The following is a 26,870-nucleotide window of genomic DNA, read 5'->3' as shown; positions in this document are numbered from 1 at the left end:
ACGTACACCGAGGGCCTCGACCTGATCAACAGCAGCCAGTACGGCAACGGCACGGCGATCTTCACCAACGACGGCGGGGCGGCCCGCCGTTTCCAGAACGAGGTGCAGGCCGGGATGGTGGGCATCAACGTGCCGATCCCGGTGCCGGTGGCGTACCACTCCTTCGGTGGCTGGAAGAACTCGCTCTTCGGTGACGCGAAGGCCTATGGCCCTGCCGGGGTTGCTTTTTACACCCGGGAGAAGGCCGTGACCAGCCGCTGGCTCGACCCGAGCCACGGCGGCATCAACCTGGGCTTCCCCCAGAACGACTAGCTGACCGCGGCAGTCGAGCTTGCCGGTGGTCGAGCTTGTCGAGACCCTGATCCCGACAAGCTCGATCACCGGCCACGCGTCAGGCGGTGTGCTCGGCCTGCACGCGGGCGGCGCGGGTTCGGAGGGCGTCGATGACGGTCCGCGCGGCGAGGCGCTCCGCGCGGTCGGGGCGCATGAGGGCCACGATCTGCCGCTCGGCATCCACGCCGCGCAGTGGTTTGAGCACGAGCCGGCCGGGCTGGCCTCCGCCGGAGGTATAGCGGGGCACGAGGGCGATGCCGAGACCGGCCATGATGAACGCCTCGACCAGGCGCATGTCGGCGAAGCGTTGGGACACGTGCACGCGCCCACCGCCCTGCTGCTCGATCTCGTGCACGATCCGCTCGAACGGGTAGCCGTCCGGCACGCCGATCCACGTCTCACCGACCACGTCGGCCGCTCCGACGGATGCCCGCGAGGCCAGCCGGTGATTGTTCGGGAGCCCCACGTCCAACGGCTCCGTCATCAGCGGCACCACCGTCAGCCCGCGCCCGCCCCAGGGCACCTGGCCGCGCATGCTGTGCGCGAGCACGATGTCGAAGTCGGAGGTGAGCGCGGGGAAGTCGCTGAGCTCCGGGTCCATGTCGGTGCACTTCACGACGAGCCCGGCGTGCTCGGCGAGCTGCTGCAGCACACCGGGCAGCAGCATCTGGCCGGCGGTCGGGAAGGTGACCAGGCTCACGTCGCCCGTAACGCGGTTGCGGAACTCATCCCACACCGCGGTCGCCCGTTCGAGGGCGACGGCGACATCGGTGGCGCTGCGGGCGAGCGCGCGCCCGGCATCCGTCAACACCAGGCCGCGCCCGCTGCGCTCGGTGAGGGGGAGGCCGGCCTCGCGTTCGAGCACCTTGAGCTGTTGGGAGACGGCGGATGGGGTGCGGTGCGTTGCTCGGGCGACCGCGGTAACGCTGTGGCGTTCGGCCAGTTCGCGGAGCAGCTCGAGTCGTTGCACGTCCATGTAGCAAAACTACAGGGTGGGTGGAGTATAATGCGATTGTGCTGAACGGTGGGCCGTGGTCAGATTGAACTGTCGAACACGAGCAATGGCGCCTCCGTCTGGATCGATGAATCCCCTCTCCTGAAAGGCACCTCGTGTTCGTTCTTCTTGCCCTCCTGTCCATCACCGCCCTCCTCTCCGTTTCCTTCCTCGTCGTCGAGGTCTCGAAGGACGGCTACCGCCGGATGCCGCAGCGCCCGCTCGTTCGCATCTACTAGCCTCTCCCTTCGGATTGCGGATGGCCTAAAGTTGGCACGTGACTGATACCCGCCAGAAGCTCATTGACTACATCTCGGCCGACGCCGTCTTCCACGGTGACTTCACCCTCACCAGCGGGAAGAAGGCGACGTACTACGTCGACCTCCGCAAGGTGAGCCTTGACCACCGGGTCGCGCCGTTGATCGGCCAGGTCATGCTCGATCTCATCGCCGACATCCCGGATGTCGCGGCGGTGGGCGGCATGACGATGGGTGCCGACCCCGTGGCCGCGGCCATCCTGCACCAGGGCGCCGCCCGTGGCAAGGCATACGACGCGTTCGTCGTTCGCAAGGAGCCCAAGGACCATGGTCGCGGCAGGCAGGTCGAAGGCCCTGACCTCGCCGGGAAGCGCGTCATCGTGCTCGAGGACACGTCGACCACGGGTGGGTCGCCCCTGGCGGCCATCGAAGCACTGCTGAAGGTCGGCGCCGAGATCGCCGGCGTCGCCGTTGTCGTCGACCGGAACACCGGCGCCCGCGAAGTGATCGAAGCGGCCGGCTACCCGTACTACGCGGCCATCGGGCTTGAGGATCTGGGTTTGAGCTAATGCCCCGCGACGAGGAGGACGGCGAAGTCGGCCTCGAGTGGTTGAATACGCAGCTCGACGGAGACGGAGACGGCGGCCTGGACGACGCTGACGCTGCTGACGCCGGCGATGGAGCCCTGGGCCAGGGCCCCGCCGCGCCGAAGTCCGCGCGTGAGATTTTCGACGCCGCGGCGCCCGCAGCGCCCGCACCCGCGGCCCCGCCGGAACCCGCTGTCCTGCCCGAACCCGCCGGCCCCACCGAGCAGGCCGGCCCCACCGAGCAGGCCGGCCCCACCGAGCAGGCCGGCCCCACCGAGCAGGCCGGCCCCACCGAACAGACCGGCCCCACCGAACAGGTCGGCACGCCTGCGCTGCCAAGCGCCGCGGTACAGCCCAACGCGGTACGGCCGAATGCCGTGCAGCCGGACGCCGGACAGCCGAGCCTCCCCGAGCAGCCGCCGGTCCCCGCGCCCGGCGCCGGTCGCTCGCAGGCCGACCTGGAGCCCGCGCCGTGGTGGACGACGCCCGTGCAATCTCCCCTTGTGCCCACGGCCGACGAGGCCGCAGCGACCGCCGTGCCGGGACGCCCCGCGACCCCGGTTTCGGCACCGTCCGCCCCGGCACCGTCCGCTTCGGCACTGCCCGCCCCGGCACTGCCGCTCGCCGGGACAGGCGCGGCAGCCGTTGGCGCGTCCGCCGGCGTGCCGCGCAAGCCCGCCCGCAATCCCGCCGACCGCCGGCGGGTTGTCACGGTCCTGGCCTGGGTGGCCGGCGGCCTGCTCGCGGTCGGCGTGCTCGTCGCCCTGTTCTTCTTCGGGCAACGGCTGGTCGGCGGTCCAGCCCCGATCGCCGCGCCGACCGAGAGCAGCGCGGCATCCGCCGACACCACGCCGACGGCCACTCCGACTCCCACTCCGACCGCGCCGGCCACCGGCCCGCAGCCGGTCGGCGTGCATGACTGGGACGCCCTGCGCGGCGGCGAATGCCTGCAGCCGTACACCTCCCCGTGGGAGGAGGAGTTCACGGTCGTGGATTGCGCGACCCCTCACGCCGCCCAGCTCGTCTACCGCGGCGTGTTCGCCGGCGAGCCGGATGCCGCGTTCCCCGGCGAGGCCGCGCTTGCGGAGCAGATCAACGCGCTCTGCAGCGCTCCCGGTGTGATCGACATCACCGCTGTCGGAGCCATCCCCGACCTGCAGGTGCAGGGCAGCTACCCGGTGACCGACGAGCAGTGGACGAGCGGCCAGCGGGACTACTACTGCTTCCTCAGCCGGGCGTCGGCCGAGCCGCTCGGCTGACCCCCGCGAAACCGCAGTTGTGCGCGCCATTCGGGCATTTTAGCGCACACAACTGCGGTTTCGCGGGGAGTGAGCGGGCTAGATTTCGTCGGACTCTGCCGGCTCGGCGGCGACTAGTTCGTGTACGCCGGCGAGGATCTCGTCGGGGCGGAACGGGTAGCGGCCGACCTCGGCCTTGTCGCTGATGCCGGTCATCACGAGGATCGTGTGCAGGCCGGCCTCGATGCCGGCGATGATGTCGGTGTCCATCCGGTCCCCGATCATGGCCGTGTTCTCGGAGTGCGCGCCGATCTTGTTCATCGCCGAGCGGAACATCATCGGGTTGGGCTTGCCCACGACGTAGGGCTCCATGCCCGTGGCCTTGGTGATGAGCGCGGCGATCGCTCCGGTCGCCGGCAGCGGGCCGTCCGCGCTCGGCCCGGTCGCATCCGGGTTGGTCACGATGAAGCGGGCGCCGCCCAGCAGCAGACGGATCGCCTTGGTGATCGCCTCGAACGAGTAGTTCCGGGTCTCGCCGACGACGACGTAGTCCGGGTTGGTCTCGGTCATGATGAAGCCGGCCTCGTGCAGGGCCGTCGTGATTCCGACCTCGCCGATCACGAACGCGGTGCCGCCGGGGATCTGCGACTTGAGGAAGTCGGCCGTGGCCAGCGCCGAAGTCCAGATCCGGTCTTCCGGCACGTTCAGGCCGGAGGCACGCAACCGGGCGCTCAGGTCACGCGGGGTGAAGATCGAGTTGTTGGTGAGCACCAGGAACGGGGTGCCGGCGTCGGTCCACTGCTGGAGCAGCGCGGCCGCCCCGGGAAGCGCGGCGCTCTCGTGGACGAGGACGCCGTCCATGTCGGTGAGCCAGCATTCGATCTCGTCACGACGTGCCATCTAGCGGTCCTCTCCCTGGGGCCCCCAGCCTAGCCGGGGCGCGTTACGCGGAGGTTAAGCGCTGACCCAGATCGAGCCGGCCGCCTCGAGCGTCAGCGGCCGGGTGCGACCCGACGGCAGACGCACGGTGAGGGCGTCGACGACCACCAGCCGCGTGCCCGGACCGATCCCGTCGGTCGCGAGATCGCGCAGGATGCCGGGGTCGCGATCGCTGATCCGCAGCACGGTTCCGGCGTGGCCGGGTCGCGCCGCCGCCAGCAGGATGGCGGGCGCCCGGTCGACGGCGCCGTCGGCGGCGGGGATCGGGTCGCCGTGCGGGTCGCTGGACGGGAAGCCGAGCCGGGCGTTGATGGCCTCGAGGAGACGGTCGGAGATCGAATGCTCCAGGATCTCCGCCTCGTCGTGCACCTCGTCCCAGTCATAGCCCATCTCGCGCACGAGCCAGGTCTCGATCAGTCGATGCCGCCGCACCACCGCCGTCGCGCGCAACCGGCCGGCATCCGTCAGCGACAGCGGGCCGTACGGGACATGCGTGAGCAGCCCGATCGCCGCAAGCTTCTTCACCATTTCGGTGACGGAGGACGGAGCGACCCCCAGCCTCGTGGCCAGCCCCGACGGCGTGATCGGGTCGGGCTGCCATTCGGTGTGCGCGTAGATGGTCTTGAGGTAGTCCTCGGAGGCCGGGGTGGTGTGTGTCATGACGCCTTCAGGCTACCGATCGCCACCGCGAAAACGCACTTGTGCTCGTTATGAGCGCCGAATAACGAGCACAACTGCGGTTTCGCGGGGATTGGGGACGGGGTCGGGATCATGCGCCGGCTCATGGGCGGGCTCACGCGCCGGTGAAGAGCAGCACGAGCAGCACCACGTTCAGCGCCACGAGCAGCAGGGCGCAGACGGCCCCGGCGACGGTCGTGAACCAGCGGTTGGTATACGTGCCGAGGATGCCGCGCTGCGCGGTGAGCCAGACCAGCGGGATGAGCGCGAACGGAATGCCGAACGACAGCACGACCTGGCTGAGCACGAGCGCCTGGGTCGGGTCGAAGCCGGCGCCGAGGATGAGCAGCGCCGGAATGAGTGTGACCACCCGACGGGCGAGCAGCGGCACCCGCACGTGCAGCAGGCCGTGCATGATCTCCGCGCCGGCGTAGGCGCCCACCGAGGTGGAGGCGAGGCCCGAGGCGAGCAGCCCGACGGCGAAGATCGTGGCGACCGCCGGTCCGAGCGTCGTCGCCAGGGCGGCGTAGGCGCCCTCGAGGGTGTCGGTTCCCGCGACCCCCTGCAGGGCGGATGCCGCGAGCAGCAGGATCGAGAGGTTCACGGTGCCGGCGATGGCCATGGCGATCGAAACGTCCCATTTCGTCGCCCAGAGCAGCCGCCTGGTCGCCTTCTCGCCCTGCCACGCGGGGAACCGGTCGCGGGCGAGGGCGGAGTGGGCGTAGATGGCGTGCGGCATGATCGTCGCACCGAGGATGGACGCGGCGAGGAGGACCGAGTTCGTGCCCTCGAAGCGCGGCACGAGCCCGGAGACGACCCCGCCGGCATCCGGCGGGGAGATGAAGACGCCGGCCGTGAAGCCGACGGCGATGATCAGCAGCAGCGCGACGATCACACGCTCGAAGGTGCGCGGCCCGCGGCGGGTCTGCGCGGTGAGCACGATCATCGAGATGACGCCGGTGATCACGCCGCCGGCGAGCAGCGGGAGGCCGAACAGGAGGTGGAGCGCGACCGCGCCACCGATGATTTCGGCCAGGTCGGTGGCCATGGCCACGAGCTCGGCCTGCACCCAGTAGAGACGCCGTGCGAGTGGGCGCCGCATCCGCACGCCCAGGATCTCCGGCAGGCTCGTGCCCGTGACGATGCCGAGCTTGGCCGAGAGGTACTGGATCAGCCACGCCATCACGTTGCCGGCCACGACCACCCAGACGAGCAGGTAGCCGTAGCGGGCGCCGGCGGTCATGTTGCTGGCGACGTTGCCGGGATCGAGGTAGGCGACGCCGGCGACGAGGGCCGGGCCGAGCAGCCAGAGCAGGCGCGAGGATGCGACGGTCGTGATCTCGGGCGACGAGGCGGCTCGCGGGGAATCCGGTCGCACGTCGTCCTGAGTCCCGGCGTCATCTTTAGGCATACCGAAATCATAGGGCAGGTTTAGGGTGCCCGAAAGGCACCCCGGGCGAGGGCGCTGCTACTCGCGCAGGTCGTCAGGTATGGATGCGCGGGGCACGGGCGCCGGGCGCCCGCCGCGGGCGCGCGTCGCTTCTCGCCCGCCCTTGTACAACTCGGAGAGGATCGGAACCCCGGACAGCAGCACGATCCCGATGATGAAGTACTCGGAGTACTTCTCGACGAAGGCAATCTGCCCCAGCAGGTAGCCGACGAGGGTGAGGCCGACGCCCCAGGCGAAGGCCCCGATCAGGTTGTAGGTGACGAAGGTGCGGTAGCGCATGCGGCCGACCCCGGCGGCCACCGGCACGAAGGCGCGAAACACGGGCAGGAAGCGGGCGATGATGACGGCCTTGCCGCCGTGCTTCGCGAAGAAGGCATTGGTGCGTTCCACGTTCTTCGGGTTGAAAAACCGGCTGCCCTCGCGCGCGAAAACGGCCGGGCCGGCCTTGCGGCCGAGGTAGTAAGCGAGCTGGTCGCCGGCGAACGCGGCGACGAAGATGACCGCGCAGGTCACCCAGATCGGGAACGGGACGTCGCCGGTCGCGGTGAGCAGGCCGACGGTGAACAGCAGCGAGTCGCCGGGCAGGAACGCCAACACGATGAAACCGGTTTCGATGAACACGACCGCGGCGACACCGAGCAGCACGAAGGATCCGAACCAGCCGATCAGCCATTCGGAGTCCAGAAAGTCGATCCCGAAGAGAGTGGGCAGCATGCGAATAGTCCTTCCGGTTGCGGCCGTCCAGACTAACCGCCGGGAGATGTGTGTTCGCGGGATACGGTGGAGCAGTGCAAGAGCCGCAGAGTCCCACGCCCGAACTGTCGACCCACGGCGTCGGCCCGTGGCAGGGGGAGTGGCCGGATGAGCCCCAGTACGACGCGGCGCTGCTCGAGGGAGGCGACACCCGCAATGTGATCGACCGGTACCGCTACTGGCGGATGGACGCGATCGTGGCGGACCTCGACGAGCACCGGCATCCGTTCCACGTGGCCATCGAGAATTGGCAGCACGACATGAACATCGGCTCGATCGTGCGCAGCGCCAACGCCTTCGCGGCCGACACCGTGCACATCATCGGGCGCAAGCGCTGGAACAAGCGCGGCGCGATGGTCACCGACCGCTACCAGCACGTGCTGCACCACCCGGATGTCGCGGCCTTCGTCGACTGGGCTGCCGGCGAGACCCTGCCGATCATCGCCATCGACAACGTGCCCGGCAGCGTCATCATCGAGACCTTCAGCTTCCCCGAACGCTGCGTGCTGCTCTTCGGCCAGGAGGGGCCGGGCCTCTCGGAGGAGGCCATCGCCGCCGCCGCCGCCGTCGTCGAAATCAGCCAGTACGGCTCCACCCGGTCGATCAACGCCTCGGCCGCGGCGGCGGTCACCATGCACGATTGGATATTGCAGCACCGCTTCGGACGCGCACGCGCTAGCGTGGGGTCATGACTGCGATCACCGACGATCTGCCCGCCCGACTGCTGCACGAGGAACACGAGGCGTGGCAAGCCAGGGCTGCCGGCCAGGGTGCCGGCTACTACCGGCGCACGATGACCCGGGATGCGCTGATGATCAGGCCGGGCGAGGTCCTGAGCCGCGACCAGGCGGCCGCATCCTTCACCGGCGCGTCGGCCCCGGACAGCTACGAGATCCACGACCCGGCCGTCATCCGCCTCGGCGAGCACGCCGGAATCGTCGTCTACCGTGCCGTTGTCCGGAGCGGCGACGAGGTCACGGAGTCGATCATGTCGACCACCTACGTCTTCGACGATGCCAACGGCGGATGGTGCGTGGCCGCCCACCAGCAGACCCCGGTCTAAGCGGCGCACGGGTCGCCCCGGGGCGGATTCCGAAGGGTTGTCAGAGCCGGAGCCGAGGTCTACCGTGGTCCCACTACTAGGCACCACGGAAAGGATCGATGACCATGGCTGATTTCGGGAACGAGGGCCTCTCGGAGCTCTACCGTCGCGCGGGGAACACGTCGACGGTTTACGCAGATGTGACGCAGGACACGAGCGATCCGCGCCGCACCGGGACCATCCGGCAGCGCACGGTGCGCGAGGCGCTGATGGATGCCGGCGCCCCCGAAGCCGATGCGGCGGTCATCGTCGACCTGCTCGAAGAACCGCCGGGCGTCGGCGGTTCGGTCAGTCGCCTCCTCGTCGTGCGGGGCGGCGCCGTCGAGGTCAACGAACTGCTGCCGGGGGAGCCGCTGGGCGAACTCATCGTGAACTACGGACCGGTGCCGGCGCTGATTCCGTTGCTCATCCAGCGGCCGAGGGACCTCTGCTACGTCGTGGCCGAGGTGGGCAGGGACGGCGGCGAGATCCGTCAGTTCCGGCTCAGCCGCAGCCAGCCCGTCGCTCACCGCGCCGTGCAGGGGGACACCGAGTTCCTGACCAAGACGCAGTCCGAAGACGACTTCCTGGCCAACGGGCGCTACCAGCACCACACCGAGGAGGTCTGGAAGCGCAATGAGGGGCTCGTCGCGGAGGCCATCGACGAGGTCGTGCGTGACAGCGGGGCCGAGTTGCTCGTGGTGACCGGCGATGTGAGGGCCCGGCAGCTCCTGATCGACGCGCTCTCCCCGGCCAGCCTGAAGATCCTCACCGTGGTTCCCACGAACACGCGCCCGGGCGGGGCCACGACCGACGAACTCGACGCCGACCTGCACCGCCACATCGCCTCGATCCTTGCCGCCGACGAGTACGACGCGCTCACGCGGCTCGAGACGGGACGCAACGACGGTCTGTCCGAAATCGACCAGGCTGCCGTGACCCGCGGACTCCAGCAGAGCCAGGTGGACGTGCTCATCATCGCGCCGGGCACCATGGGCGACTCCACGCTGATCGCCCTGGACCGCGGGCCCTGGGTGGCCGCCTCGTCCGAGGACGCGCTCGGTGCGGGCGAGCTGGGCGCCGTTCCGGCAGCGGACGCCCTCGTGCGTGCCGCGATCCTGACGGATGCGCGGGTGGTCGTGGCGTCGCCGAGCGAGCTTCCGGCGGGTGCGAGCGCCTGCGCCATCCTGCGCTGGCCCACCCTGCCCGCGTCCTAACGCCGGCTGACCCCGCGTGAGGGGTCGCAAATCGACCTTCGCTGGCCCCGGGAAGGTCGATATGCGACCCCTCACGGGCGGGTTAAAATCCCCCGATAACGAGCACGACTGCAGTTTCGCGGAGGGGACGGAGGGGGTCTTGGTAGCATGGGGTGTGACCGGCGCCAATCTGCTTGACCAGCCCGAGACCCTCCTTCCCCCGGAACCCGAGGTGATCGCGGCGCTCAGTCGAACCGGCAGCCGCGGAATCCCCGAGGTCGTCGCGGCGTATCCGACCTCACCCCTGGCCTGGGCCACACTGGCCGACGCCGCCCATGCGGAGGGCCGCACGCTCGAGTCCTACGCCTACGCCAGGGTCGGCTATCACCGCGGGCTCGACTCGCTGCGCAAGGCCGGATGGCGCGGCCAGGGCCCGATCCCGTGGTCGCACGAACCCAACCGCGGCGTGCTGCGCGCGCTCTACGCGCTGCGCCGGGCCGCTGCCGAGATCGGCGAGACCGACGAGGTGGAGCGCCTCACCGCATTCCTGAACGGCGCGGACCCGAGCGTCATCAACCGGTTCGAGCACGAGCACACCGAGACCCAGGTCATCCGGGTGGTCACGCCCGGCGGGGGGAGGCACTCGTCGCCCGCCTCCCCGCCCGGAACCGACCCGGCCCCGCCCACCGAAGCCTTCGTCATACGAGGAGACAACTAATGCCAGCCATCGTTCTGATCGGAGCCCAGTGGGGCGACGAAGGTAAGGGCAAGGCCACCGACCTGCTCGGCAGCCGAGTCGACTACGTCGTCAAGTTCAACGGCGGCAACAACGCCGGGCACACCGTCGTCGTCGGCGACGAGAAGTACGCCCTGCACCTGCTGCCGTCCGGCATCCTCTCCCCGGGTGTCACGCCGGTCATCGCCAACGGCGTGGTCGTCGACATCGAGGTGCTCTTCGAGGAGCTCGACGCGCTCAGCTCCCGCGGAGTGGACGTCTCCAAGCTCAAGGTGAGCGCCAACGCCCACGTCATCACCCAGTACCACCGCACCCTCGACAAGGTGACGGAGCGCTTCCTCGGCAAGCGCCAGATCGGCACGACCGGCCGCGGAATCGGGCCGACCTACGCCGACAAGATCAACCGGGTCGGCATCCGCGTGCAGGACCTGTTCGACGAGAACATCCTGCGCCAGAAGGTCGAGGGTGCCCTCGCCCAGAAGAACCACATGCTCGTCAAGGTCTACAACCGCCGGGCGATCACGGTCGACGAGGTCGTCGACGACCTGCTCAGCTACGCGGAGCGCCTGCGCCCCATGGTCGAAGACACCGCGCTGCTGCTGCACCAGGCCCTCGACGCCGGAAAGACGGTGCTCTTCGAGGGCGGCCAGGCCACGATGCTGGATGTCGACCACGGCACGTATCCGTTCGTCACCTCCTCGAACGCCACGTCCGGCGGCGCCGTGACCGGTTCGGGCGTCGCCCCCAACCGGATCGACCGGATCATCGCCGTGGTGAAGGCGTACACGACCCGCGTGGGCGCGGGCCCGTTCCCGACCGAGCTCTTCGACGACTCGGGCGAGTTCCTGCGCGCCCAGGGCTTCGAGTTCGGCACGACCACCGGACGCCCGCGGCGCTGCGGCTGGTACGACGCCCCGATCGCCCGCTACACGGCGCGCATCAACGGCGTCACCGACTTCGTGCTCACCAAGCTCGACGTGCTCACCGGCCTCGCGACCATCCCGGTCTGCGTCGCCTACGAGGTCGACGGCGTGCGCTTCGACGAGGTGCCGGTGTCGCAGTCCGACTTCCACCACGCGAAGCCCGTCTACGAGGAGTTCCCCGGCTGGACCGAGGACATCACGGGCGTGCGCTCGTTCGACGACCTGCCGAAGAACGCCCGGGACTACGTGCTCGCGCTCGAGGCGATGAGCGGCTCGCGCATCTCGGCGATCGGCGTCGGCCCCGACCGCGAGGCCATCGTCGTTCGCCACGACCTGCTCGGCTGACGCCTCCCGCCCTCCCCGCGAAACCGCAATCGTGCGCGTTATGGACGCCCCATGACGCGCACGATTGCAGTTTCGCGGGGGGCAGTGTCGGCGGATTACGGACATCACGGCCGACAGCCGATTCGGGCGTCGGCGCGGCGCGATAGGGTCGGTTGGTGAGCGACTCCCCGGCAGCAGGCAAGACCCTCGTCACCCTCCAATTCCTCGGGATGGGCGTGGTCTGGGGTGCCAGCTTCCTGTTCATGAAGATCGCCCTCGACGGGGTGAGCTTCGGCCAGGTCGCCTGGTCCCGGCTCGTGCTCGGCGGGCTCACGCTGGGCCTGATCGTGCTGATCAGCCGGCCCCGCGTCGCGGGCGGGCCCGTGCTGCCGCGCGAGCGCATCGTCTGGCTGCACTTCACGGTCATCGCGATCACCGGATGCGTCGTCCCGCACCTCCTCTTCGCCTGGGCCGAGCAGTACGTCTCGTCCAGCCTCGCGAGCATCTACAACGCGGTGACGCCGATCATGACGGCGCTGATGGCCACCCTCGCCTTCCGGGTGGAGAAGCTCGGCCGCAGCCAGGCGGTCGGCATTCTCGTCGGCATCCTCGGCGTGATCGTGATCATCGGCCCGTGGCAGTATGCGGCCCTCACCGGCGATCTCTGGGGCCAGCTGGCCTGCCTCGGCGCGGCCGTCTGCTACGGCTTCACCTTCAGCTACACACGCAAACACCTCAGCGGCCGGCCGATCGCGGGAGCGACCTTCGCGTTCCTGAACATCGGCATCGGCGGCGCGATCATGCTCCTGCTCACGCCCGTGCTCGCGTGGACTCCCGTGTCGCTGAACTGGACGATCGTGCTCAGCCTGCTGACCCTCGGCGCCCTCGGCACCGGCCTGGCCTACATCTGGAACATCAACGTCCTGCGGGCCTGGGGGCCCACGAACGCGTCGACGGTCACCTATGTGACCCCGGTCGTCGGCGTGGTCCTCGGCGTCCTCGTGCTGGCCGAAACCTTCTCCTGGCACGAACCGGTCGGCGCGCTGCTGGTGCTGGTCGGCATCCTGCTGGCCCAGAAACGGATCCGGCTGCGGCTGCGGGACAGCCGGGTCCACGGTCCGTCCGCGCCGCCCGTGGAGCCGGCCGAGTTCGCGCCCGCCGCCCGAGGGTGACGGGTGGGCCGGGGGACGGGCCGAGTGCATTATCGTCGAAGTATGGCCGCACACGAAGATCTGCCCGAACCCGCCGGGGAGAACGGCAACGACGAGCTGCAGGGCATCCGCCAGAGCATCGACAACATTGACGCCGCGCTGATCCACCTGCTGGCCGAGCGGTTCAAGTTCACGCAGCAGGTGGGGCGGCTGAAGGCCGCGCACGGGTTGCCACCGGCCGACCCGGCCCGCGAACTGCTGCAGATCCAGCGCCTGCGCGGCCTCGCCGAAGACGCCCGGCTCGACCCGGCCTTCGCCGAGAAGTTCCTCAATTTCATCATCGCCGAGGTCATTCACCACCACGAGCAGATCGCCGGGACCGACTCCTCCGCCGGCGGTTCGGCAGCCTCGACCCCCGCTCCGTGAGCTGGAACCCCCGGACGCTCCCCCCGCTGGCCGGGAAGACGTTCGTCGTCACCGGCGCCAACGCGGGCCTCGGCTATTTCACGAGCGAGCAGCTCGCCGCCGCCGACGCGCACGTCGTGCTCGCCTGCCGCAATCCCGACCGGGCGGATGCCGCCCTCGCGGCCCTGCGCGGCCGGGTGCAGGGGGCATCCGTGTCGACCATCACCCTCGACGTTGCCGACCTCGAATCGGTGCGCTCGGCGTCGGAATCGCTGCTCCAGTTCCCGCGCATCGACGGCCTCATCCTCAACGCCGGGATCGTGCATCCGCCGCGCGACCGGCAGGTCAGCCCTGACGGCAACGAGCTCGTCTTCGCCACCAACTATCTCGGCCACTTCGCGCTCACCGCGCAGGTGCTTCCGGCGTTGCTGCGCACGCCCGGCAGCCGGGTCGTCTCCCTGGGGTCGATGATCTCCCGCCTGATGGATTCGGCGCTGGACGACCTGCAGCTCGAGACCGGCTACGACCTCTGGAAGGCCTATGCGCAGTCCAAAATTGCCATGCAGGTGTTCGGCTTCGAACTCGACCGGCGGCTGCGCGAGTCGAACGTCGGCGGCCCCGACGGGGTGCAGTCCATGGTCGCGCACCCCGGCTACTCGATCTCGGGCCTGACCCCCGGCATCCCGGGCGTGAACGAACCGACTCGCCGGAAGCGCGTCATCGGCGGCCTGCAGCTCGCGATCGGCGCCCAGGGCAAGCACCAGGGCGCGTGGCCGATCGTGCGCTCCGCGGTCGACCCGGATGCCGTCGGCGGCCAGTACTACGGCCCGCGCTGGTTGACCCGCGGCCGCCCGGCCCGGCAGGCACCCACTCGCACCTCCCGCGACGCCGCGATCGCGGCCCGGCTGTGGTCGCGCTCGGAAGCCCTCCTCGGCGTCCCCTTCCCGGCCTGACCCCGCCCCCACCCAACCCCGTCCGCCCAACCCGATCTCGCCCAACCACATCTCGCCGAACTGTGAGTTTGGCACCTTCGCGCGGCCCGGGAAGGTGCCAAACTCACAGTTCGGCGAGCGGGCGGGGCCTCGATAGGGTGAGAGGATGCGCACCGACAAACGTCCCATGGGAACACCCGCCGAGCCGACGTTCACGCGGTCCGCGCTCGCACCCGGGCTGCTCGGCGCGATGGCCCTCCTGGGCGGACTCGCCCTGCTCGATGTCGACGGGTTCATCGTCATCCGCTACATCGCCAGCATCCTCGCGCTGATCCTCTGCGTCTTCGTGATCCAGGCGAAGGCCTGGTGGTGGCTGCTCGGGCTCGTGCCGATCGCCGTGCTCTGGAACCCGATCGTCGTGATTGAACTGCACGGCCAGGGCTGGGTCTCCGCCCAGTTCATCGCCGCGATCGTGTTCATCGTCTGCGGCGTCGTGACCCGGGTTCCCGTCCAGAAGGACTGAGTCCCCGGCTGAGTTGCGGAGAAAGTACCTTCGTTGTGAAACTCACGGTACTTTGTCCGCAACTCACCGCCACAAACGGGGTGTTCGAGCAGCCAGCCCCCTACGCGAAGCGGGACGGGAGCGTGCCGCGGTGGCGGGCCTGCATCTCCGCCAGCGGCACGGTGAAGTAGTCCTGCACCTCCAGGACCGGCGCCGAGGCATCCGTCACGCCGATGCGCAGCACCGGGTAGCCCCGCCCCTCGCAGAGGCCGAGGAACTTCACGTCGTCTTCGCGGGGAACCGACACGATCACGCGTCCGGTCGACTCCGAGAACAGGGCGACGGATGCGTCCACGCCGTCGCGCTCGCAGATGTCGCCGAGCCAGACCCGGGCGCCGACCCCGAACCGGAGCACCGCCTCGGCCAGGGACTGGGCGAGCCCGCCTGCACCGAGGTCGTGGGCGCTGTCGACGAGTCCCTGCTGGCTGGCGGCGTGCAGCAGCCCGGCCAACGCGGCCTCGCGGCCGAGGTCCACCTCGGGCGGGAGCCCGCCCAGGTGGTCGTGGATGACGCCGGCCCAGGCGGACCCGTCGAGCTCCTCGCGGGTGATGCCGAGGAGGTAGATGTTGTGTCCGTCGTCCTGCCAGCCGCTCGGCACGCGGCGGGCGACGTCGTCGATCACGCCGAGCACGGCGACGACGGGGGTGGGGTGGATCGGCTGGTCGCCGGTCTGGTTGTAGAACGACACGTTGCCGCCGGTGACGGGGATCTCGAGCTCCAGGCATCCGTCGGCGAGGCCTTCGACGGCCCGCTTGAACTGCCACATCACCTCGGGGTTCTCCGGGGAGCCGAAGTTGAGGCAGTCGCTGATGCCGGCCGGAACCGCGCCGGTCACGGCCACGTTGCGGTAGGCCTCGGCCAGGGCGAGCTGGGCGCCGCGGTACGGGTCGAGCTGGCAGTAACGGCCGTTCGCGTCGGTCGCGATGACGAAGCCGAGCCCGGTCTCCTCGTCGATGCGGATCATGCCGCCGTCGTCGGGGAAGGAGAGGGCGGTGTTGCCCATCACGTAGCGGTCGTACTGGTCGGTGATCCAGCTCGGGTCGGCCAGGTTCGGCGAGCCGAGCAGGGCCAGGAACTGCTCCTCGAGCGAGGCCGCGTCGGTCGGGCGCGGCAGGGCGGATGCCGTGTCGGCCTGGAGCGCGTCGATCCAGGTCGGATAGGCGACGGGGCGCTCGTACACCGGCCCGTCGACCGCGACGGTGCGCGGGTCGACGTTGACGATCTCTTCGCCGTGCCAGTCGATGATGAGCCGGCCGGTGTCGGTGACCTCGCCGAGAACGCTGGTTTCGACATCCCACTTCGCGGTGACCGCGAGGAAGCCGGCGAGCTTGTCGGGCGTGACGATGGCCATCATCCGTTCCTGGCTCTCGCTCATCAGGATCTCTTCGGCCGTGAGGGTCGGGTCGCGCAGCAGCACCTTGTCGAGTTCGACATACATGCCGCCGTCGCCGTTGGACGCCAGCTCGCTGGTCGCGCAGGAAATGCCCGCTGCGCCCAGGTCCTGGATGCCCTCGACCAGCTTGTCGCGGTACAGCTCGAGGCAGCACTCGATGAGCACCTTCTCGGCGAACGGGTCGCCGACCTGCACGGCCGGGCGCTTCGTCGGCCCGCCTTCGCTGAACGTTTCGGAGGCGAGGATGGATGCGCCGCCGATGCCGTCGCCGCCGGTGCGCGCCCCGAAGAGCACGACCTTGTTGCCCGCGCCGGTCGCGTTGGCCAGGTGCAGGTCTTCGTGGCGGAGCACGCCGACCGAGAGCGCGTTGACGAGCGGGTTGCCCTGGTAGACCTTGTCGAACCAGGTTTCGCCGCCGATGTTGGGCAGGCCGAGGCAGTTACCGTAGAAGGAGATGCCGGAGACGACGCCGTGCACGACGCGGGCGGTGTCGGGGTCGTCGATGTCACCGAAGCGGAGGGCGTCCATCACGGCGACCGGTCGGGCGCCCATCGAGATGATGTCGCGCACGATGCCGCCGACGCCGGTGGCCGCGCCCTGGAACGGTTCGATGTAGGAGGGGTGGTTGTGCGATTCGATCTTGAAGGTGACCGCCCAGCCCTCGCCGACATCCAGCACGCCGGCGTTCTCGCCCATGCCGACCATGAGGTTCTTCTTCATGGCGGGGGAGACCTTTTCGCCGAACTGGCGCAGGTAGATCTTGGAGCTCTTGTACGAGCAGTGCTCGCTCCACATGACCGAGTACATGGCCAGTTCGCCGCTGGTGGGCCGGCGGCCGAGGATCTCGCGGATCTCCTGGTACTCACCGGGGGTCAGGCCCAGCGCGTCGAACGGCTGGTCCTTCTCCGGCGTCGCGAGGGCGTTCGAAACGGTGTCGGCGACGCCGCGGGAGGGGGTGGTGGAAACAGCGGTCACGAGTGGCGTTCTCCCAGGGCTAACGGATGTTTGACCCGGCAAGTCTACCTGCCCGGCCTCCGTGCCGATTCGGTCAGCTTCGGCCGCCGGGGGGACCGACGATCAGCAGGGTCGCCATGATCGTCACGAGGCCGACCACGAAGAGCGCGCCGAGCAGCACCGGACGGTTCAGCATCCAGCGCAGCAGCACGCTCAGCGGGGTGTGGTCCCGCGGGTCGCTGGTCGCCGTGCTGCGCCAGTCGCCGTCGAGCTTGCCGCGACGCTCCAGCAGGCGGTCGAACGGGATCGTGGCGTACGGGATGACCGCGGTGGCGACCGCGGCGACCATCAGCCGCAGGCTCCAGCGCTGGTTGACACCCACGAGCACCGCGGTCATGCCGTAGGCGATGAAGACGAGGCCGTGCAGGGTGCCGCCGACCCGCAGGGCCAGGTCGCCCGCTTCGCCGGGCAGCAGCACGTACTTGAGCAGCATGCCCGTGAGCAGGAGCGTCCAGGTCACCGCTTCGGCGATGGCGATGGTGCGGTAGAACAGGCGCGGAGACACGGGGGCATCACTCCAGAGGGTAAAGCGGCGGGGGGAATTCGATCTTCGCAGGATTCCGGTTGTCGCGGCATCCGCCGAAAGGTTGAACCCTGCGCCCGGCGGGCCGTCGTCATCTGGCTGCGACCGCGCTTGTGTTCTGCCAGCATTGAGGGATGACCTATGCGCCCTCTGACAGCAGATACGAGTCCATGCCGTACCGGCGATCCGGTCGGAGCGGCCTCCAGCTCCCCGCGATTTCCCTCGGCCTGTGGCAGAACTTCGGCCATGACAGGCCGATCGACACGCAGCGCGCGATCCTGCGCCGCGCCTTCGACCTCGGAATCACGCACTTCGACCTGGCCAACAACTACGGCCCGCCCTACGGCAGCGCCGAGACGAACTTCGGCCGGATCTTCCGTGAGGACTTCACCGCCCACCGCGACGAGCTGATCATCTCCACCAAGGCCGGCTACGACATGTGGCCGGGGCCGTACGGCAACTTCGGCTCACGCAAGTACCTGCTGTCCAGCCTCGACCAGTCCCTGGACCGGATGGGCCTCGACTACGTCGACATCTTCTACTCGCACCGCGCCGACCCCGACACTCCGCTGGAAGAGACCATGGGCGCGCTGCACACCGCGGTCACCAGCGGCCGGGCGCTCTACGCCGGCATCTCGTCTTACTCGCCGGAGCGCACCCGGCAGGCGGCCGCGATCCTGGCCGACCTCGGCACCCCGCTGCTCATCCACCAGCCGTCGTATTCGATGTTCAACCGGTGGATCGAAGGCGAGCTGCTCGATACCCTCGCCGACCTGGGCGCCGGCTGCATCGCGTTCTCGCCGCTGGCGCAGGGCCTGCTGACCGACCGGTACCTGACCGGGGTGCCCCAGGGCTCCCGCGCGGCTTCGGCGGGTTCGATGAGCGACAGCATGATCAACGAGGAGACGCTCGGCCACATCCGCGCGCTCACCGAGATCGCGGCGGGCCGCGGGCAGTCGCTCGCGCAGCTCGCCCTGGCCTGGGCCCTGCGCGGAGGCGCGGTCACCTCCGCGCTGGTCGGCGCGTCATCCGTGGCGCAGCTGGAGACCAACGTCGCGGCCCTCGCGAACCTGGCCTTCGACGCCGACGAGCTCGCCGCCATCGACGAGCACGCCGTCGACCTGGACATCAACCTCTGGGCCGAGTCGGGCGCCGTCTAGCGCCCGCGGCGCGTTCCGCCGAGAGTCGCCGTTCCTGCCGAGAGTCGCCGTTAGACCGGCGATTCTCGGCGCAATCGGCGAACTTCGACGCCTCGGGGCCGTGGGCGTCGAGTTTGACGGATGCGGTCGAGCTTGCCTGGTCTGCCGGCCAAAGTCGACAGGCAAGCTCGGCGAACCAGGCCCGCTAGCGCGAGACGAGCGCCCGTTCGATCGCGGAGGCGAAGAACGTGAGCCCGTCGACGCCGGAACGCATTGCGTCGGCGGTGTCGGGGCCGAAGCCGGGCTCGACGGCGTGCTCGGGGTGCGGCATCAGGCCCACGACGTTCCCGCGGGCGTTCGACACGCCGGCGATGTCGTTCAGCGAGCCGTTCGGGTTGACCTCGAGGTAGCGCGCGACGACGCGGCCTTCGCCCTCGAGGCGGGCGATCGCGTCGGCCGAGGCCGTGAAGCCGCCCTCGCCGTTCTTGAGCGGGATGGTGATCTCCTGGCCGGCCTCGAAGCTGCCGGTCCAGTCGGTGGCGTTGTTCTCGATGCGCAGCTTCTGGTCCCGGCAGATGAACCGGCCGTGGTCGTTGCGGATCAGCCCGCCCTCGAGCAGGTGCGCCTCGGCGAGCATCTGGAAGCCGTTGCAGATGCCGAGCACCGGCATCCCCTTGTTCGCGGCGTCGATGACCTCGGCCATGATCGGCGAGAGGCTCGCGATCGCGCCGGCGCGCAGGTAGTCGCCGTAGCTGAATCCGCCCGGCAGGACGAGCGCGTCCACGCCGTGCAGGTCGTGCTCGCCGTGCCAGAGGGCGACCGGCTCGGCGCCGGCGAGCCGGATCGCGCGCTGCGCGTCCCGGTCGTCGAGCGAGCCCGGGAAGGTGACGACGCCGATGCGCATCAGTGCGTCTCTCCGGCGGGCGCCTCCAGCACGTGGATGCCGACGACGTCCTCGATCACCGAGTTGGAGAGCACGCTGTCGGCGAGTTCCTGCACCTCGGCGAGCACGGCGTCATCAACATGACCGGCGACGGTGATCTCGAACCGCTTGCCGACGCGCACGCCGGAGAAACGGGTCTTACCAAGCCGCCCGAGGGCGCCGGCGACGGCTTTTCCCTGGGGGTCAAGCAGCTCGGCCTTGGGCATAACTTCTACGACGATGGTTGGCATGGGGCTCACTCCGGAGGCGTCGGGGGGCGGACTCCCCAATTCTACAGGCCGTCCCCGGCCGGCCTGTCCCGGCCGGTCACGCTTCCGCGGTGAGCCCGCTCTGGCCGAGCAGGATGCCCCGCAGCACGTCCCGAATCGCCGCGACGCCCTCGTAGGTTTCGACGAAGCTCGTACTCAGCGGCGACAGGCCGATCCGCAGGCCGTCGGGCGCGCGGAAGTCGGGGATCACGTCGTGCTCCCAGAGCGTCTTCGTGACCTGGCGCATCGCCGGGTGGTTCACGGTGAGGTGCCCCCCGCGGTGGGTATGCTCGCGCGGCGACGCCACGGTCACGCCCAGCGGCACCAGCCAGGCGTCGACGAGGGTCAGGGCGAATTCGGTCAGGGCCACGGATTTCGCCCGTAGCTGCTCCATCCCGGCTTCCTCGATCATCGCGATGGTGTCCTGCATCGCGAGCATGCCGACGACGGCCGGCGTGCCGCTCATGAAACGGCGGATGCCGGTGGCCGGCACGTACCCCGGGCCCATCGTGAAGACATCCTTCGTGCCCATCCAGCCCTGGATCGGCTGGGTGAGCACGTCCTGCAGGTCGCTGCGCACGTAGCCGAACGCGGGAGCGCCCGGACCGCCGCTGAGGTACTTGTAGGAGCAGCCGACGGCCAGGTCGACGTCGCACAGGTCGAGCTCGACCGGGACGGACCCGACGGAGTGGCTGAGGTCCCAGAGCACCAGGGCTCCCTCGGCATGGGCGACCTGCGTGATCTCGCGCATGTCGGCGAGGAAGCCGGAGCGGTAGGCGACATGGCTGAGCAGCACGAGCGAGGTCTGCGGGCCGACGGCGCGGCGCACCTGCTCGACGGTGACGCCGCCGGCCGGGTCGGGGCGCAGCCAGCGGAGGGTGAGTCCGCGCTCGGCGGCGATGCCCTCGAGCACGTAGCGGTCGGTGGGGAAGTTGTCGCTGTCGAGCACGATCTCGGTGCGGCCGGGGCGCGAGTCCACGGCGGCACGGGCGAGCTTGTAGAGCAGCACCGTGGTGGAATCGCCGATGAAGACCTGCCCGGGAGCGGCGCCGAGCGCGGCGCGGCCGAGGTCGTCGCCGATGGTGAGCGGCAGCTCCATCCACTCCTCGTCCCAGCCGCGGATCAGGCGGGTGGCCCAGGCGCCGGTCAGGAACTCGGTGATCCGCTCCACGCCGGCCAGTGTGGGCCGGCCGAGCGAGTTGCCGTCCAGGTAGGCCACGGGGTCAGGCTGCGGCCCGTCCGGGTCGGAGCCGGCCTCGGTGCCGACGAACCTGGCCCGGTAGTGCGCGAGCCCGTCGATGCGGTCCATCCGCCGGGCGAACGCGATGTGGGCGTCCAGGCCGCCGCCGACGACGGGGGTGGTGGTGGGGGTCATACGTATTCCTCGAGCTCGGAGCGGCTGAGCGCGCGTGCGGTGCACACCCATTCGGCGAATCCGGCCGGATCGGTCGGGCGCTCGCCGGGTATAACGCTAACGGTGCCGTGCGCGTTCGCGCTCGCCGAGCCGGCGGCGGGGAAGGCGGAGGTGAGGGCACCGAGCACCTCGTCCGGCGACATCCCGATGCGAAGCAGCGCGTCGATTTCGCGGCGGTTGAGCCCGAGCGGTAGCGGTCCGTTGCCGAGGTCGGTGCCGTAGAGCACCCGTCCGCCATGCGCGTGGAAGCGGCGCAGGTTGTCGGAGGCGCGGGCGAAGTCGTCGGTGGGCTCGCCCCAGCCGTGGATGTCCAGGGTGCTGATCCAGGTCATCTGCCCGGCCATCGCGTCGACGAGTTCGTCCACGAGGCGCTCGCTGAACGGGGTGTGCGCCAGTACGTCGACGCCGGCGATGAAGGCGCGCACGGCCTGGCCGACCCCCTCTGCGTGGGCGACGACCGGCGTGGAGCGCTCGTGGGCCCGGGCGATGATCGCCGCGAGCACGTCGGTGCCGAGCACGGGGCCGGCCACCGAGTTGAGGGTGACCTTGATCACGGATGCCCCTCCCGCCAGTTGGCGGTCGACGGCCGCGGCGGCATCCTCCGCCGCCGCCACCTCGCAGACGCTGCCGGCCGGAGCCCAGGACTGGGCGCCCGGGTAGCCGCCGGGAGCGGCGAGGAACTGGCCGGCGTGGGCGACTGCGAGCGGCGAAGAGCCGGTCCCGCTCGCCGCGGTGCCGCCGGGCTCCGGCGTCCAGCCGCCCAGGTCGACGACCCGGGCGATCCCGCCGGCGGCGAGGGCGGAGGGGTCGATCAGCGCCAGGTGCACGTGGGCGTCGAGGAACCAGGGGAGCACGGTGCCGCTCACGTTCCGACCTCCGTGCGCACGGCGAAGAGCTCCGGGAAGAAGGTCAGTTCCAGCGCCTTCCGCAGGAAGGCCGCGCCGCTCGATCCGCCGGTTCCCGACTTCATGCCGATGATGCGCTGCACGGTCTTGAGGTGGCGGAAGCGCCAGAGCTGGAAGTTGTCCTCGAGGTCGACGAGTTCCTCGCACGCCTCGTAGGCGGCCCAGTGCTCCGTGGCGTTCTCGTAGATGCGGCGGAAGACCTGCACGAGTTCCGGGTGCAGCTCCCAGGCCTCGGTGACATCGCGCTCGAGCACGGCGGCCGGGATGTCGTGGCCGGCGCGGTGCAGGTAGCGGAGGAACTCGTCGTAGATGCTCGGGGCGTCAAGCACCTCGCTGAGCAGGGCGTGCGCATCCGGGTCGCTGTCGAAGACGCTGAGCATGCGGCGGTTCTTGTTGCCGAGCGCGAACTCGACCGCGCGGTACTGGTAGGACTGGAAGCCGGAGGAGTTGCCGAGGAACCCGCGGAACTGGGCGTATTCGGTCGGGGTGAGCGTGGCCAGAACCGACCACTGCTCGGTCAGCGTGCGCTGGATGTGCTTGACCCGGGCGATCGCCTTAAGCGCAGGGGCGAGCTGGTCGGTGCGGAGGAACTCGGTCGCCGCCCGGAGCTCGTGCAGCACGAGCTTCAGCCACAGCTCGGTCGTCTGGTGCTGGATGATGAAGAGGAGCTCGTCGTGGTGCTCGGGAGTGCTGACGGGCTTCTGCGCGCTGAGCAGCGTGTCGAGGGCGAGGTAGGAGCCGTAGCTCATCTTGTCCCGGAAATCGGTCACGATCTCCGGATCGAACTCGCGGGTATTGTGCTCAACCGGCATGGGGATTTCCCTTTCTGAACCGGGCGAGCTTGTGGCCACGATGCCAGGTTCCATTGTCTGAATTCTCAGTGTTACGAGCTTCCCATGCAACTCAGCACCCGCGAGACGCCTGGGCGGAGGATTCCCTCCGTGAATTGGGTCCCAGTGGTCCTAGACTCGGGGCCATGACTTCTTCCTCACGCGGCCCGCAGGAGGGGACCCTGCCGAGGCGCCGCGACGCCAGGCAAAACCGGGACCGGCTGATCACCGAGGCGCGGGCGATGATCGCCCAGAACGGCGTCGACGCGTCCCTCGAGGAGATCGCCCGCCGCTCCGACGTCGGCGTGGCCACGCTGTACCGTAACTTCCCGACCAGGGACGACCTCGTGCGTGCCCTCTACGACATCGCCCTCGCCCAGCTGGAGACCGTCCGCGAGGAAGTCGTTGCCGCGCCGAGCGCGTGGGACGGCGTCGTCGTCTATGCGGAGCGCGTCGCCGAGTGGCTCGTCGCCGACCCCTCGCTGCCGCACATCCTCAAGCGGATGGCCGCGGTCGACCCGTCCGCGCAGCCCGCCGCCGAATTCGGCAAGTTCATCGCGTCGCTCGTCGCCCAGGCCAAGCGCGACGGGGAGCTTCGCGCCGACGTCGAGACCGTCGACCTGGCCCTGCTCGTGACGCTGGTCGGCTCACTCGGCTCGCTCGGCGACGGCTATGCCGGCCAGTGGCGGCGCCAGCTCGGGATCGTGCTCGACGGCCTGCGCGAACCCGCCCGTGACCGCCCGAAGCTGCCGGGCAGGCCGCTGAGCCCGAACGAATTCCAGGCGACCGTGCACGGCCTGTCGCGCCGGGCCAGGCGGGTCGCATCCCGCCGCTCCGGCTCGGCGAAAGGGAATGGGGCCCGATGAAGCCGCCCACCGTCTACGACGTCGCCGCGCATGCGGGCGTGTCGATTGCGACGGTCTCCCGGGTGCTTCGTCGTCCCGATGATGTACGCGCATCCACACGGGAGCACGTCCTGGCCGCGGTGCGGGAGCTCGGCTACGTGCCGAGCGCCAGCGCCCGAAGCCTCGCGGCCCGGCGCACGGGAGTGCTCGGCCTGTACTTCCCCGGGTTCGACGCGATGGAGGAGCTGGACGAGGCCGAGTTCAACCAGTCGGAGCCGGTGAACGTCATCGTCGACATGCCCGACTCGGGTGAGGTGCGCCCGCCCAACCTGTACTTCGACGAGGTGCTGCGGGGGAGTGAGCTCGAGGCCTGGCGCCGCGGCTTCGCGCTCCTGGTGGGCGTCGGCCGCGGGACGAACCCGGAGGAGATGGTCAGCGACATCGCCGGCCGCGTCGACGGGATGGCGGTGCTCGCCCGAAGCGTACCCGACGCGCTGCTCGACCATATCTCCCGGCGGATCCCCATCGTGCTCGTCGCCGGCCCCCGCCGCGGCGACAACTTCGACCATGTGAGCGTCAGCAACGTCGAAGGCATGCGCACCCTGACCGAACACCTGATCGACCGGCACGGCGTGCGGGCTCCCGTCTTCATCGGCGGCCCGGTCGATTCCCCGGATGACGCCGAGCGGTACAAGGGATTCGTCCAGGCCCTGGCCGCCCGGGACATCGACCCCGCAGCCCTCCCGATGCTGCGCGGAGACTTCTCGCGGATGCAGGCGCGCTCCATCGCCGAGGATCTGGTGACCGGCGGCGAATTGCCCCGCGCCGTGGTGTGCTCCAACGACCAGATGGCCCTCGGTGTGCTCGACGTGCTGCGACGGCGCGGCATCCGCGTGCCGGAGGATGTCATCGTGACCGGTTTCGACGGGATCGAGGCCGGCCGGCAGTCGACGCCTCGGCTCACCACCGTGCACCAGCCGATGGTCGACCTCGGCCGGGCAGCGGTCCGGGCGATGCTCAGCCGGCTCGACAACCGCGACCAGCCGCCCATCTCGCTGCGCCTGCCCGTGCAGGTGCTGCTGAGGGAAAGCTCCGAGGGGTCCGCCTAGCCTGGCAGGCGCCTTCGCGTTGAGATGCGGACAAAGTACCCTCATGGCCCCAGCGAAGGTACTTTCTCCGCGACTCAGAGGGAGCGGGCTCCTGGCGAGGGGATGGTGCCTCGCGCGAGAAATGACTTGACTCGCTGAATGTATGCGCTTACACTCAATGTCACTCGCTTTGCGCGCTCCTGTTCCCGGCAGGACGTCGGCCGCAGCAGCCCCAGTCAACGACGACACGAAGGAAGTTCCACTGCAATGAAGCATCTGAGAGGGCGCATCACCCACACGGCCCTGGCCGTAATCGGGGTGACTGCAGTGCTGGCAACCAGCGCCTGCAGTATCGACGTCAAGAACAAGGCAAACAACGACGCCCCGGCGAGTGACGGCTCCCTGCTCGTCGCCGCCGACAACGGCTCCCCCACGTTCGAGAAGAACTTCAACCCGTTCTCCCCGAGCAAGCGCGTGGCCACCACCTACATGTACGAGCCGCTCCAGGTCATCAACACCCTCGACGGCAAGGCGACGCCGTTCCTGGCCACGGGCAACACCCTGCCCGACGCGCAGACCGTCGTCTACGACATCCGCACCGGCGTGAAGTGGTCAGACGGCACAGCGTTCACCGCCGCCGACGTGGCCTTCACGTTCAACCTGATCAAGGCCACCCCGGCCCTTGACGTGCAGGGCGCCTGGCAGCACATCAAGAACCTCGAGGTCAAGGACGACACGGTCGTCTTCCACCTCAAGGCGGAGGATGTCCCGGCCGTCGCCATCATCAACCAGCAGCTCATCGTTCCGGAGCACATCTGGAAGGACGTCAAGGACCCGCTGACCTTCACCAACGAGGAGCCCGTCGCCAGCGGCCCCTACGTGCTCGACAAGTTCAGCCCGAACGAGTACACGCTGAAGAAGAACAAGGACTACTGGCAGGCCGACAAGGTCGCCGTCGACAAGCTCGTGCTGCCCGCGGCCAACAGCCAGCTCGACGTCGTCAACAACGGCTACGACTGGGCCTACGCGTTCATGACCGACGTCGAAGGCACCTGGGTCAACGCCGACAAGCAGCACAACAGCTACTGGTTCCCCCCGGGCGGCACGATCGCCCTGCTCCCGAACCTGACCAAGGCGCCGTACAACGACCTCGACTTCCGTGAGGGACTGAGCTTCGCCCTCGACCGCGACAAGATCGCCGTGGATGCCGAGCAGGGTTACGTGGAGGCGGCCGGCCAGTCCGGTCTGCTGCTGCCCAACCAGGAGGAATGGCTGAGCGAGGACCTGCCGAACAGCGGGGCCATCGGCCAGGACACCGAGAAGGCGCTTGCCGCCTTCGAGAAGGCGGGCTACACGAAGAAGGGCGACAAGCTCGTCGACAAGGCCGGCAAGCAGCTCAAGATCACGATCACGACCGCCAACGGGTACACCGACTGGCTGCAGGGACTGCAGACGGTCCAGTCGCAGCTCGGCAAGCTCGGGATCGACGTCAAGCTCAGCCAGCCGCAGCCGGCCGCGTACTACAAGGCCCTCAACAACGGTGACTTCGACATCGCGATCACCGGCTTCGGTGGCACCGGCAGCGTCTTCGAGGACTTCAACCGCCTGCTGAACAGCGAGTTCGCGACCCCGGTCGGAACCTCGACCACCGCGAACTTCCAGCGCTTCACTGACCCGAAGGTCGACGCCCTGCTGGCCGACCTCAAGGCAGCCACCGGCGAGGAAGAGCAGAAGCAGATCGCCGCGGAGCTCCAGGGCGTCGTGTACGAGCAGCTCCCCGTGATCAGCATGTTCTACGGCGGACTCTGGGGTCTCTACAGCGACAAGAACTTCACCGGCTGGCCCACCGAGGACAACGCATACGCGCCGCCGAACACGTGGAACTCGACGCCGTTGCTCATCCTGACCAACCTGAAAAAGGCTTCCTAGCCCTTTCGGCCTGACGCGCGGGCGGGGCGGTTGCCCTGTCCCGCCCGCGCTGCCGGCCTC

29 protein-coding genes are annotated in these 26,870 nt (G+C 69.5%); 17 read left to right on the top strand and 12 right to left on the bottom strand.

The window, feature by feature from the left end; all coding sequences use genetic code 11:
• A partial coding sequence (locus tag E3T54_RS09625; RefSeq protein WP_134475471.1) for an aldehyde dehydrogenase family protein occupies nucleotides 1-312 on the top strand: 312 nt, incomplete at its 5' end.
• A gap of 79 nt (nucleotides 313-391) precedes the next feature.
• Here E3T54_RS09625 and E3T54_RS09620 read toward each other — a convergent pair.
• Nucleotides 392-1,309, bottom strand: a complete 918-nt coding sequence (locus E3T54_RS09620) for a LysR family transcriptional regulator (protein ID WP_134475470.1) — start codon at nucleotides 1,307-1,309, stop codon at nucleotides 392-394.
• Nucleotides 1,310-1,443: 134 nt separating this feature from the next.
• Here E3T54_RS09620 and E3T54_RS17565 point away from each other — a divergent pair, with 134 nt between their 5' ends.
• Genes E3T54_RS17565 through E3T54_RS09610 form a run of 3 tightly spaced genes read left to right on the top strand, consistent with a single transcriptional unit; the run spans nucleotide 1,444 to nucleotide 3,430 of the window.
• Nucleotides 1,444-1,566 carry a hypothetical protein gene (locus E3T54_RS17565; RefSeq protein ID WP_255452854.1) on the top strand — a complete coding sequence of 41 codons (123 nt, stop codon included), beginning with the start codon at nucleotides 1,444-1,446 and terminating at the stop codon, nucleotides 1,564-1,566.
• A gap of 38 nt (nucleotides 1,567-1,604) precedes the next feature.
• Complete coding sequence (pyrE, locus tag E3T54_RS09615) at nucleotides 1,605-2,153, top strand: orotate phosphoribosyltransferase (protein WP_092321472.1); 549 nt, start codon at nucleotides 1,605-1,607, stop codon at nucleotides 2,151-2,153.
• Nucleotides 2,153-3,430 carry a hypothetical protein gene (locus E3T54_RS09610; RefSeq protein ID WP_134475469.1) on the top strand — a complete coding sequence of 426 codons (1,278 nt, stop codon included), beginning with the start codon at nucleotides 2,153-2,155 and terminating at the stop codon, nucleotides 3,428-3,430. The genes pyrE and E3T54_RS09610 overlap by 1 nt, the downstream gene beginning before the upstream one ends.
• 78 nt (nucleotides 3,431-3,508) lie before the next feature.
• Here E3T54_RS09610 and E3T54_RS09605 read toward each other — a convergent pair whose 3' ends face one another.
• The 4 genes from E3T54_RS09605 to E3T54_RS09590 all read right to left on the bottom strand — a co-directional run bounded on the left by E3T54_RS09605 (nucleotide 3,509) and on the right by E3T54_RS09590 (nucleotide 7,190).
• Nucleotides 3,509-4,309: an HAD-IIA family hydrolase gene (locus E3T54_RS09605; protein WP_092321475.1), complete on the bottom strand. Its 801-nt coding sequence runs from the start codon at nucleotides 4,307-4,309 to the stop codon at nucleotides 3,509-3,511.
• A 54-nt stretch (nucleotides 4,310-4,363) separates the two neighbouring features.
• A complete protein-coding gene (locus tag E3T54_RS09600; RefSeq protein ID WP_134475468.1) occupies nucleotides 4,364-5,008 on the bottom strand; it encodes a metal-dependent transcriptional regulator in 645 nt (214 codons plus the stop codon).
• Between the two features lie 133 nt (nucleotides 5,009-5,141).
• The gene (locus E3T54_RS09595) at nucleotides 5,142-6,437 is read right to left on the bottom strand and encodes an Nramp family divalent metal transporter (RefSeq protein ID WP_134475467.1); all 1,296 of its coding nucleotides are present in this window, start codon (nucleotides 6,435-6,437) and stop codon (nucleotides 5,142-5,144) included.
• A gap of 57 nt (nucleotides 6,438-6,494) precedes the next feature.
• Nucleotides 6,495-7,190: a DedA family protein gene (locus E3T54_RS09590; protein WP_134475466.1), complete on the bottom strand. Its 696-nt coding sequence runs from the start codon at nucleotides 7,188-7,190 to the stop codon at nucleotides 6,495-6,497.
• Between the two features lie 74 nt (nucleotides 7,191-7,264).
• Between E3T54_RS09590 and E3T54_RS09585 the strand changes: the two genes are divergently transcribed.
• The 9 genes from E3T54_RS09585 (at nucleotide 7,265) to E3T54_RS09545 (ending at nucleotide 14,500) form a co-directional block, all read left to right on the top strand.
• Nucleotides 7,265-7,921 carry a TrmH family RNA methyltransferase gene (locus E3T54_RS09585; RefSeq protein ID WP_134475465.1) on the top strand — a complete coding sequence of 219 codons (657 nt, stop codon included), beginning with the start codon at nucleotides 7,265-7,267 and terminating at the stop codon, nucleotides 7,919-7,921.
• The gene (locus E3T54_RS09580) at nucleotides 7,918-8,292 is read left to right on the top strand and encodes a DUF4440 domain-containing protein (protein WP_092321480.1); all 375 of its coding nucleotides are present in this window, start codon (nucleotides 7,918-7,920) and stop codon (nucleotides 8,290-8,292) included. Before E3T54_RS09585 ends, E3T54_RS09580 begins: the two co-directional genes overlap by 4 nt.
• Nucleotides 8,293-8,396: 104 nt before the next feature.
• The gene (locus tag E3T54_RS09575) at nucleotides 8,397-9,527 is read left to right on the top strand and encodes a hypothetical protein (RefSeq protein ID WP_134475464.1); all 1,131 of its coding nucleotides are present in this window, start codon (nucleotides 8,397-8,399) and stop codon (nucleotides 9,525-9,527) included.
• A gap of 154 nt (nucleotides 9,528-9,681) precedes the next feature.
• Nucleotides 9,682-10,224 carry a DUF3151 domain-containing protein gene (locus tag E3T54_RS17320; protein WP_134475463.1) on the top strand — a complete coding sequence of 181 codons (543 nt, stop codon included), beginning with the start codon at nucleotides 9,682-9,684 and terminating at the stop codon, nucleotides 10,222-10,224.
• Entirely contained in the window at nucleotides 10,224-11,510 is a 1,287-nt protein-coding gene (locus E3T54_RS09565; protein WP_092321483.1) for an adenylosuccinate synthase, read from the top strand. The genes E3T54_RS17320 and E3T54_RS09565 overlap by 1 nt, the downstream gene beginning before the upstream one ends.
• 155 nt (nucleotides 11,511-11,665) lie before the next feature.
• Nucleotides 11,666-12,661, top strand: coding sequence for a DMT family transporter (locus E3T54_RS09560; RefSeq protein WP_370255313.1), 996 nt, complete (start codon nucleotides 11,666-11,668; stop codon nucleotides 12,659-12,661).
• Nucleotides 12,662-12,703: 42 nt separating this feature from the next.
• A complete protein-coding gene (locus tag E3T54_RS09555; protein ID WP_092321484.1) occupies nucleotides 12,704-13,066 on the top strand; it encodes a chorismate mutase in 363 nt (120 codons plus the stop codon).
• A complete protein-coding gene (locus E3T54_RS09550; protein ID WP_134475462.1) occupies nucleotides 13,063-13,998 on the top strand; it encodes an SDR family NAD(P)-dependent oxidoreductase in 936 nt (311 codons plus the stop codon). Before E3T54_RS09555 ends, E3T54_RS09550 begins: the two co-directional genes overlap by 4 nt.
• A 145-nt stretch (nucleotides 13,999-14,143) precedes the next feature.
• A complete protein-coding gene (locus E3T54_RS09545; RefSeq protein WP_241977150.1) occupies nucleotides 14,144-14,500 on the top strand; it encodes a DUF6804 family protein in 357 nt (118 codons plus the stop codon).
• A gap of 100 nt (nucleotides 14,501-14,600) precedes the next feature.
• Here E3T54_RS09545 and purL read toward each other — a convergent pair whose 3' ends face one another.
• Together purL and E3T54_RS09535 are read right to left on the bottom strand one after the other, a co-directional pair.
• Nucleotides 14,601-16,907, bottom strand: a complete 2,307-nt coding sequence (purL, locus tag E3T54_RS09540) for a phosphoribosylformylglycinamidine synthase subunit PurL (protein ID WP_134475461.1) — start codon at nucleotides 16,905-16,907, stop codon at nucleotides 14,601-14,603.
• A gap of 73 nt (nucleotides 16,908-16,980) precedes the next feature.
• Complete coding sequence (locus E3T54_RS09535; protein ID WP_134475460.1) at nucleotides 16,981-17,451, bottom strand: DUF3817 domain-containing protein; 471 nt, start codon at nucleotides 17,449-17,451, stop codon at nucleotides 16,981-16,983.
• Between the two features lie 152 nt (nucleotides 17,452-17,603).
• Here E3T54_RS09535 and mgrA point away from each other — a divergent pair, with 152 nt between their 5' ends.
• Entirely contained in the window at nucleotides 17,604-18,629 is a 1,026-nt protein-coding gene (gene mgrA / locus E3T54_RS09530) for an L-glyceraldehyde 3-phosphate reductase (RefSeq protein ID WP_134475459.1), read from the top strand.
• A 184-nt stretch (nucleotides 18,630-18,813) separates the two neighbouring features.
• On the opposite strand, the gene purQ is transcribed toward mgrA, so the two are convergent.
• From purQ to kynA, 5 genes are all read right to left on the bottom strand, one after another.
• Complete coding sequence (purQ, locus tag E3T54_RS09525; RefSeq protein WP_092321501.1) at nucleotides 18,814-19,512, bottom strand: phosphoribosylformylglycinamidine synthase subunit PurQ; 699 nt, start codon at nucleotides 19,510-19,512, stop codon at nucleotides 18,814-18,816.
• On the bottom strand, nucleotides 19,512-19,781 hold the full coding sequence (gene purS / locus E3T54_RS09520; protein ID WP_092321502.1) for a phosphoribosylformylglycinamidine synthase subunit PurS: 270 nt from the start codon (nucleotides 19,779-19,781) through the stop codon (nucleotides 19,512-19,514). The genes purQ and purS overlap by 1 nt, the downstream gene beginning before the upstream one ends.
• A 76-nt stretch (nucleotides 19,782-19,857) precedes the next feature.
• Nucleotides 19,858-21,174 (bottom strand): kynureninase, encoded by a 1,317-nt coding sequence (locus tag E3T54_RS09515; RefSeq protein ID WP_134475458.1) that lies wholly within the window; start codon nucleotides 21,172-21,174, stop codon nucleotides 19,858-19,860.
• Nucleotides 21,171-22,079, bottom strand: a complete 909-nt coding sequence (locus tag E3T54_RS09510; RefSeq protein ID WP_134475457.1) for an amidohydrolase — start codon at nucleotides 22,077-22,079, stop codon at nucleotides 21,171-21,173. The genes E3T54_RS09515 and E3T54_RS09510 overlap by 4 nt, the downstream gene beginning before the upstream one ends.
• A complete protein-coding gene (gene kynA, locus E3T54_RS09505) occupies nucleotides 22,076-22,930 on the bottom strand; it encodes a tryptophan 2,3-dioxygenase (protein WP_092321707.1) in 855 nt (284 codons plus the stop codon). The genes E3T54_RS09510 and kynA overlap by 4 nt, the downstream gene beginning before the upstream one ends.
• 164 nt (nucleotides 22,931-23,094) lie before the next feature.
• Between kynA and E3T54_RS09500 the strand changes: the two genes are divergently transcribed.
• From E3T54_RS09500 to E3T54_RS09490, 3 genes are all read left to right on the top strand, one after another.
• Complete coding sequence (locus E3T54_RS09500; RefSeq protein ID WP_092321505.1) at nucleotides 23,095-23,814, top strand: TetR/AcrR family transcriptional regulator; 720 nt, start codon at nucleotides 23,095-23,097, stop codon at nucleotides 23,812-23,814.
• Nucleotides 23,811-24,902 (top strand): LacI family DNA-binding transcriptional regulator, encoded by a 1,092-nt coding sequence (locus tag E3T54_RS09495; protein WP_134475456.1) that lies wholly within the window; start codon nucleotides 23,811-23,813, stop codon nucleotides 24,900-24,902. Before E3T54_RS09500 ends, E3T54_RS09495 begins: the two co-directional genes overlap by 4 nt.
• Nucleotides 24,903-25,148: 246 nt before the next feature.
• On the top strand, nucleotides 25,149-26,810 hold the full coding sequence (locus E3T54_RS09490; protein ID WP_134475455.1) for an ABC transporter substrate-binding protein: 1,662 nt from the start codon (nucleotides 25,149-25,151) through the stop codon (nucleotides 26,808-26,810).
• Nucleotides 26,811-26,870 lie beyond the last annotated feature (60 nt).

Source organism: Cryobacterium sp. Sr8 (assembly GCF_004403225.1).
Classification (GTDB): domain Bacteria; phylum Actinomycetota; class Actinomycetes; order Actinomycetales; family Microbacteriaceae; genus Cryobacterium; species Cryobacterium psychrotolerans.
The sequence above is the reverse complement of the archived record's forward strand: the minus strand, read 5'-3'. Positions and strand labels throughout refer to the sequence as shown.

Excerpts from the sequence above, each read along its gene's own strand:
- E3T54_RS09515 (WP_134475458.1), bottom strand. The coding sequence starts at position 21,174 with ATGACCCCCACCACCACCCCCGTCGTCGGCGGCGGCCTGGACGCCCAC.
- E3T54_RS09575 (WP_134475464.1), top strand. The coding sequence starts at position 8,397 with ATGGCTGATTTCGGGAACGAGGGCCTCTCGGAGCTCTACCGTCGCGCG.
- purQ (WP_092321501.1), bottom strand. The coding sequence starts at position 19,512 with ATGCGCATCGGCGTCGTCACCTTCCCGGGCTCGCTCGACGACCGGGAC.
- E3T54_RS09495 (WP_134475456.1), top strand. The coding sequence starts at position 23,811 with ATGAAGCCGCCCACCGTCTACGACGTCGCCGCGCATGCGGGCGTGTCG.
- E3T54_RS09500 (WP_092321505.1), top strand. The coding sequence starts at position 23,095 with ATGACTTCTTCCTCACGCGGCCCGCAGGAGGGGACCCTGCCGAGGCGC.
- E3T54_RS09620 (WP_134475470.1), bottom strand. The coding sequence starts at position 1,309 with ATGGACGTGCAACGACTCGAGCTGCTCCGCGAACTGGCCGAACGCCAC.
- E3T54_RS09490 (WP_134475455.1), top strand. The coding sequence starts at position 25,149 with ATGAAGCATCTGAGAGGGCGCATCACCCACACGGCCCTGGCCGTAATC.
- E3T54_RS09565 (WP_092321483.1), top strand. The coding sequence starts at position 10,224 with ATGCCAGCCATCGTTCTGATCGGAGCCCAGTGGGGCGACGAAGGTAAG.
- E3T54_RS09545 (WP_241977150.1), top strand. The coding sequence starts at position 14,144 with ATGCGCACCGACAAACGTCCCATGGGAACACCCGCCGAGCCGACGTTC.
- E3T54_RS09605 (WP_092321475.1), bottom strand. The coding sequence starts at position 4,309 with ATGGCACGTCGTGACGAGATCGAATGCTGGCTCACCGACATGGACGGC.
- E3T54_RS09610 (WP_134475469.1), top strand. The coding sequence starts at position 2,153 with ATGCCCCGCGACGAGGAGGACGGCGAAGTCGGCCTCGAGTGGTTGAAT.
- E3T54_RS09595 (WP_134475467.1), bottom strand. The coding sequence starts at position 6,437 with ATGCCTAAAGATGACGCCGGGACTCAGGACGACGTGCGACCGGATTCC.
- E3T54_RS09590 (WP_134475466.1), bottom strand. The coding sequence starts at position 7,190 with ATGCTGCCCACTCTCTTCGGGATCGACTTTCTGGACTCCGAATGGCTG.
- E3T54_RS09580 (WP_092321480.1), top strand. The coding sequence starts at position 7,918 with ATGACTGCGATCACCGACGATCTGCCCGCCCGACTGCTGCACGAGGAA.
- purS (WP_092321502.1), bottom strand. The coding sequence starts at position 19,781 with ATGCCAACCATCGTCGTAGAAGTTATGCCCAAGGCCGAGCTGCTTGAC.
- mgrA (WP_134475459.1), top strand. The coding sequence starts at position 17,604 with ATGACCTATGCGCCCTCTGACAGCAGATACGAGTCCATGCCGTACCGG.
- E3T54_RS09600 (WP_134475468.1), bottom strand. The coding sequence starts at position 5,008 with ATGACACACACCACCCCGGCCTCCGAGGACTACCTCAAGACCATCTAC.
- kynA (WP_092321707.1), bottom strand. The coding sequence starts at position 22,930 with ATGCCGGTTGAGCACAATACCCGCGAGTTCGATCCGGAGATCGTGACC.
- E3T54_RS09555 (WP_092321484.1), top strand. The coding sequence starts at position 12,704 with ATGGCCGCACACGAAGATCTGCCCGAACCCGCCGGGGAGAACGGCAAC.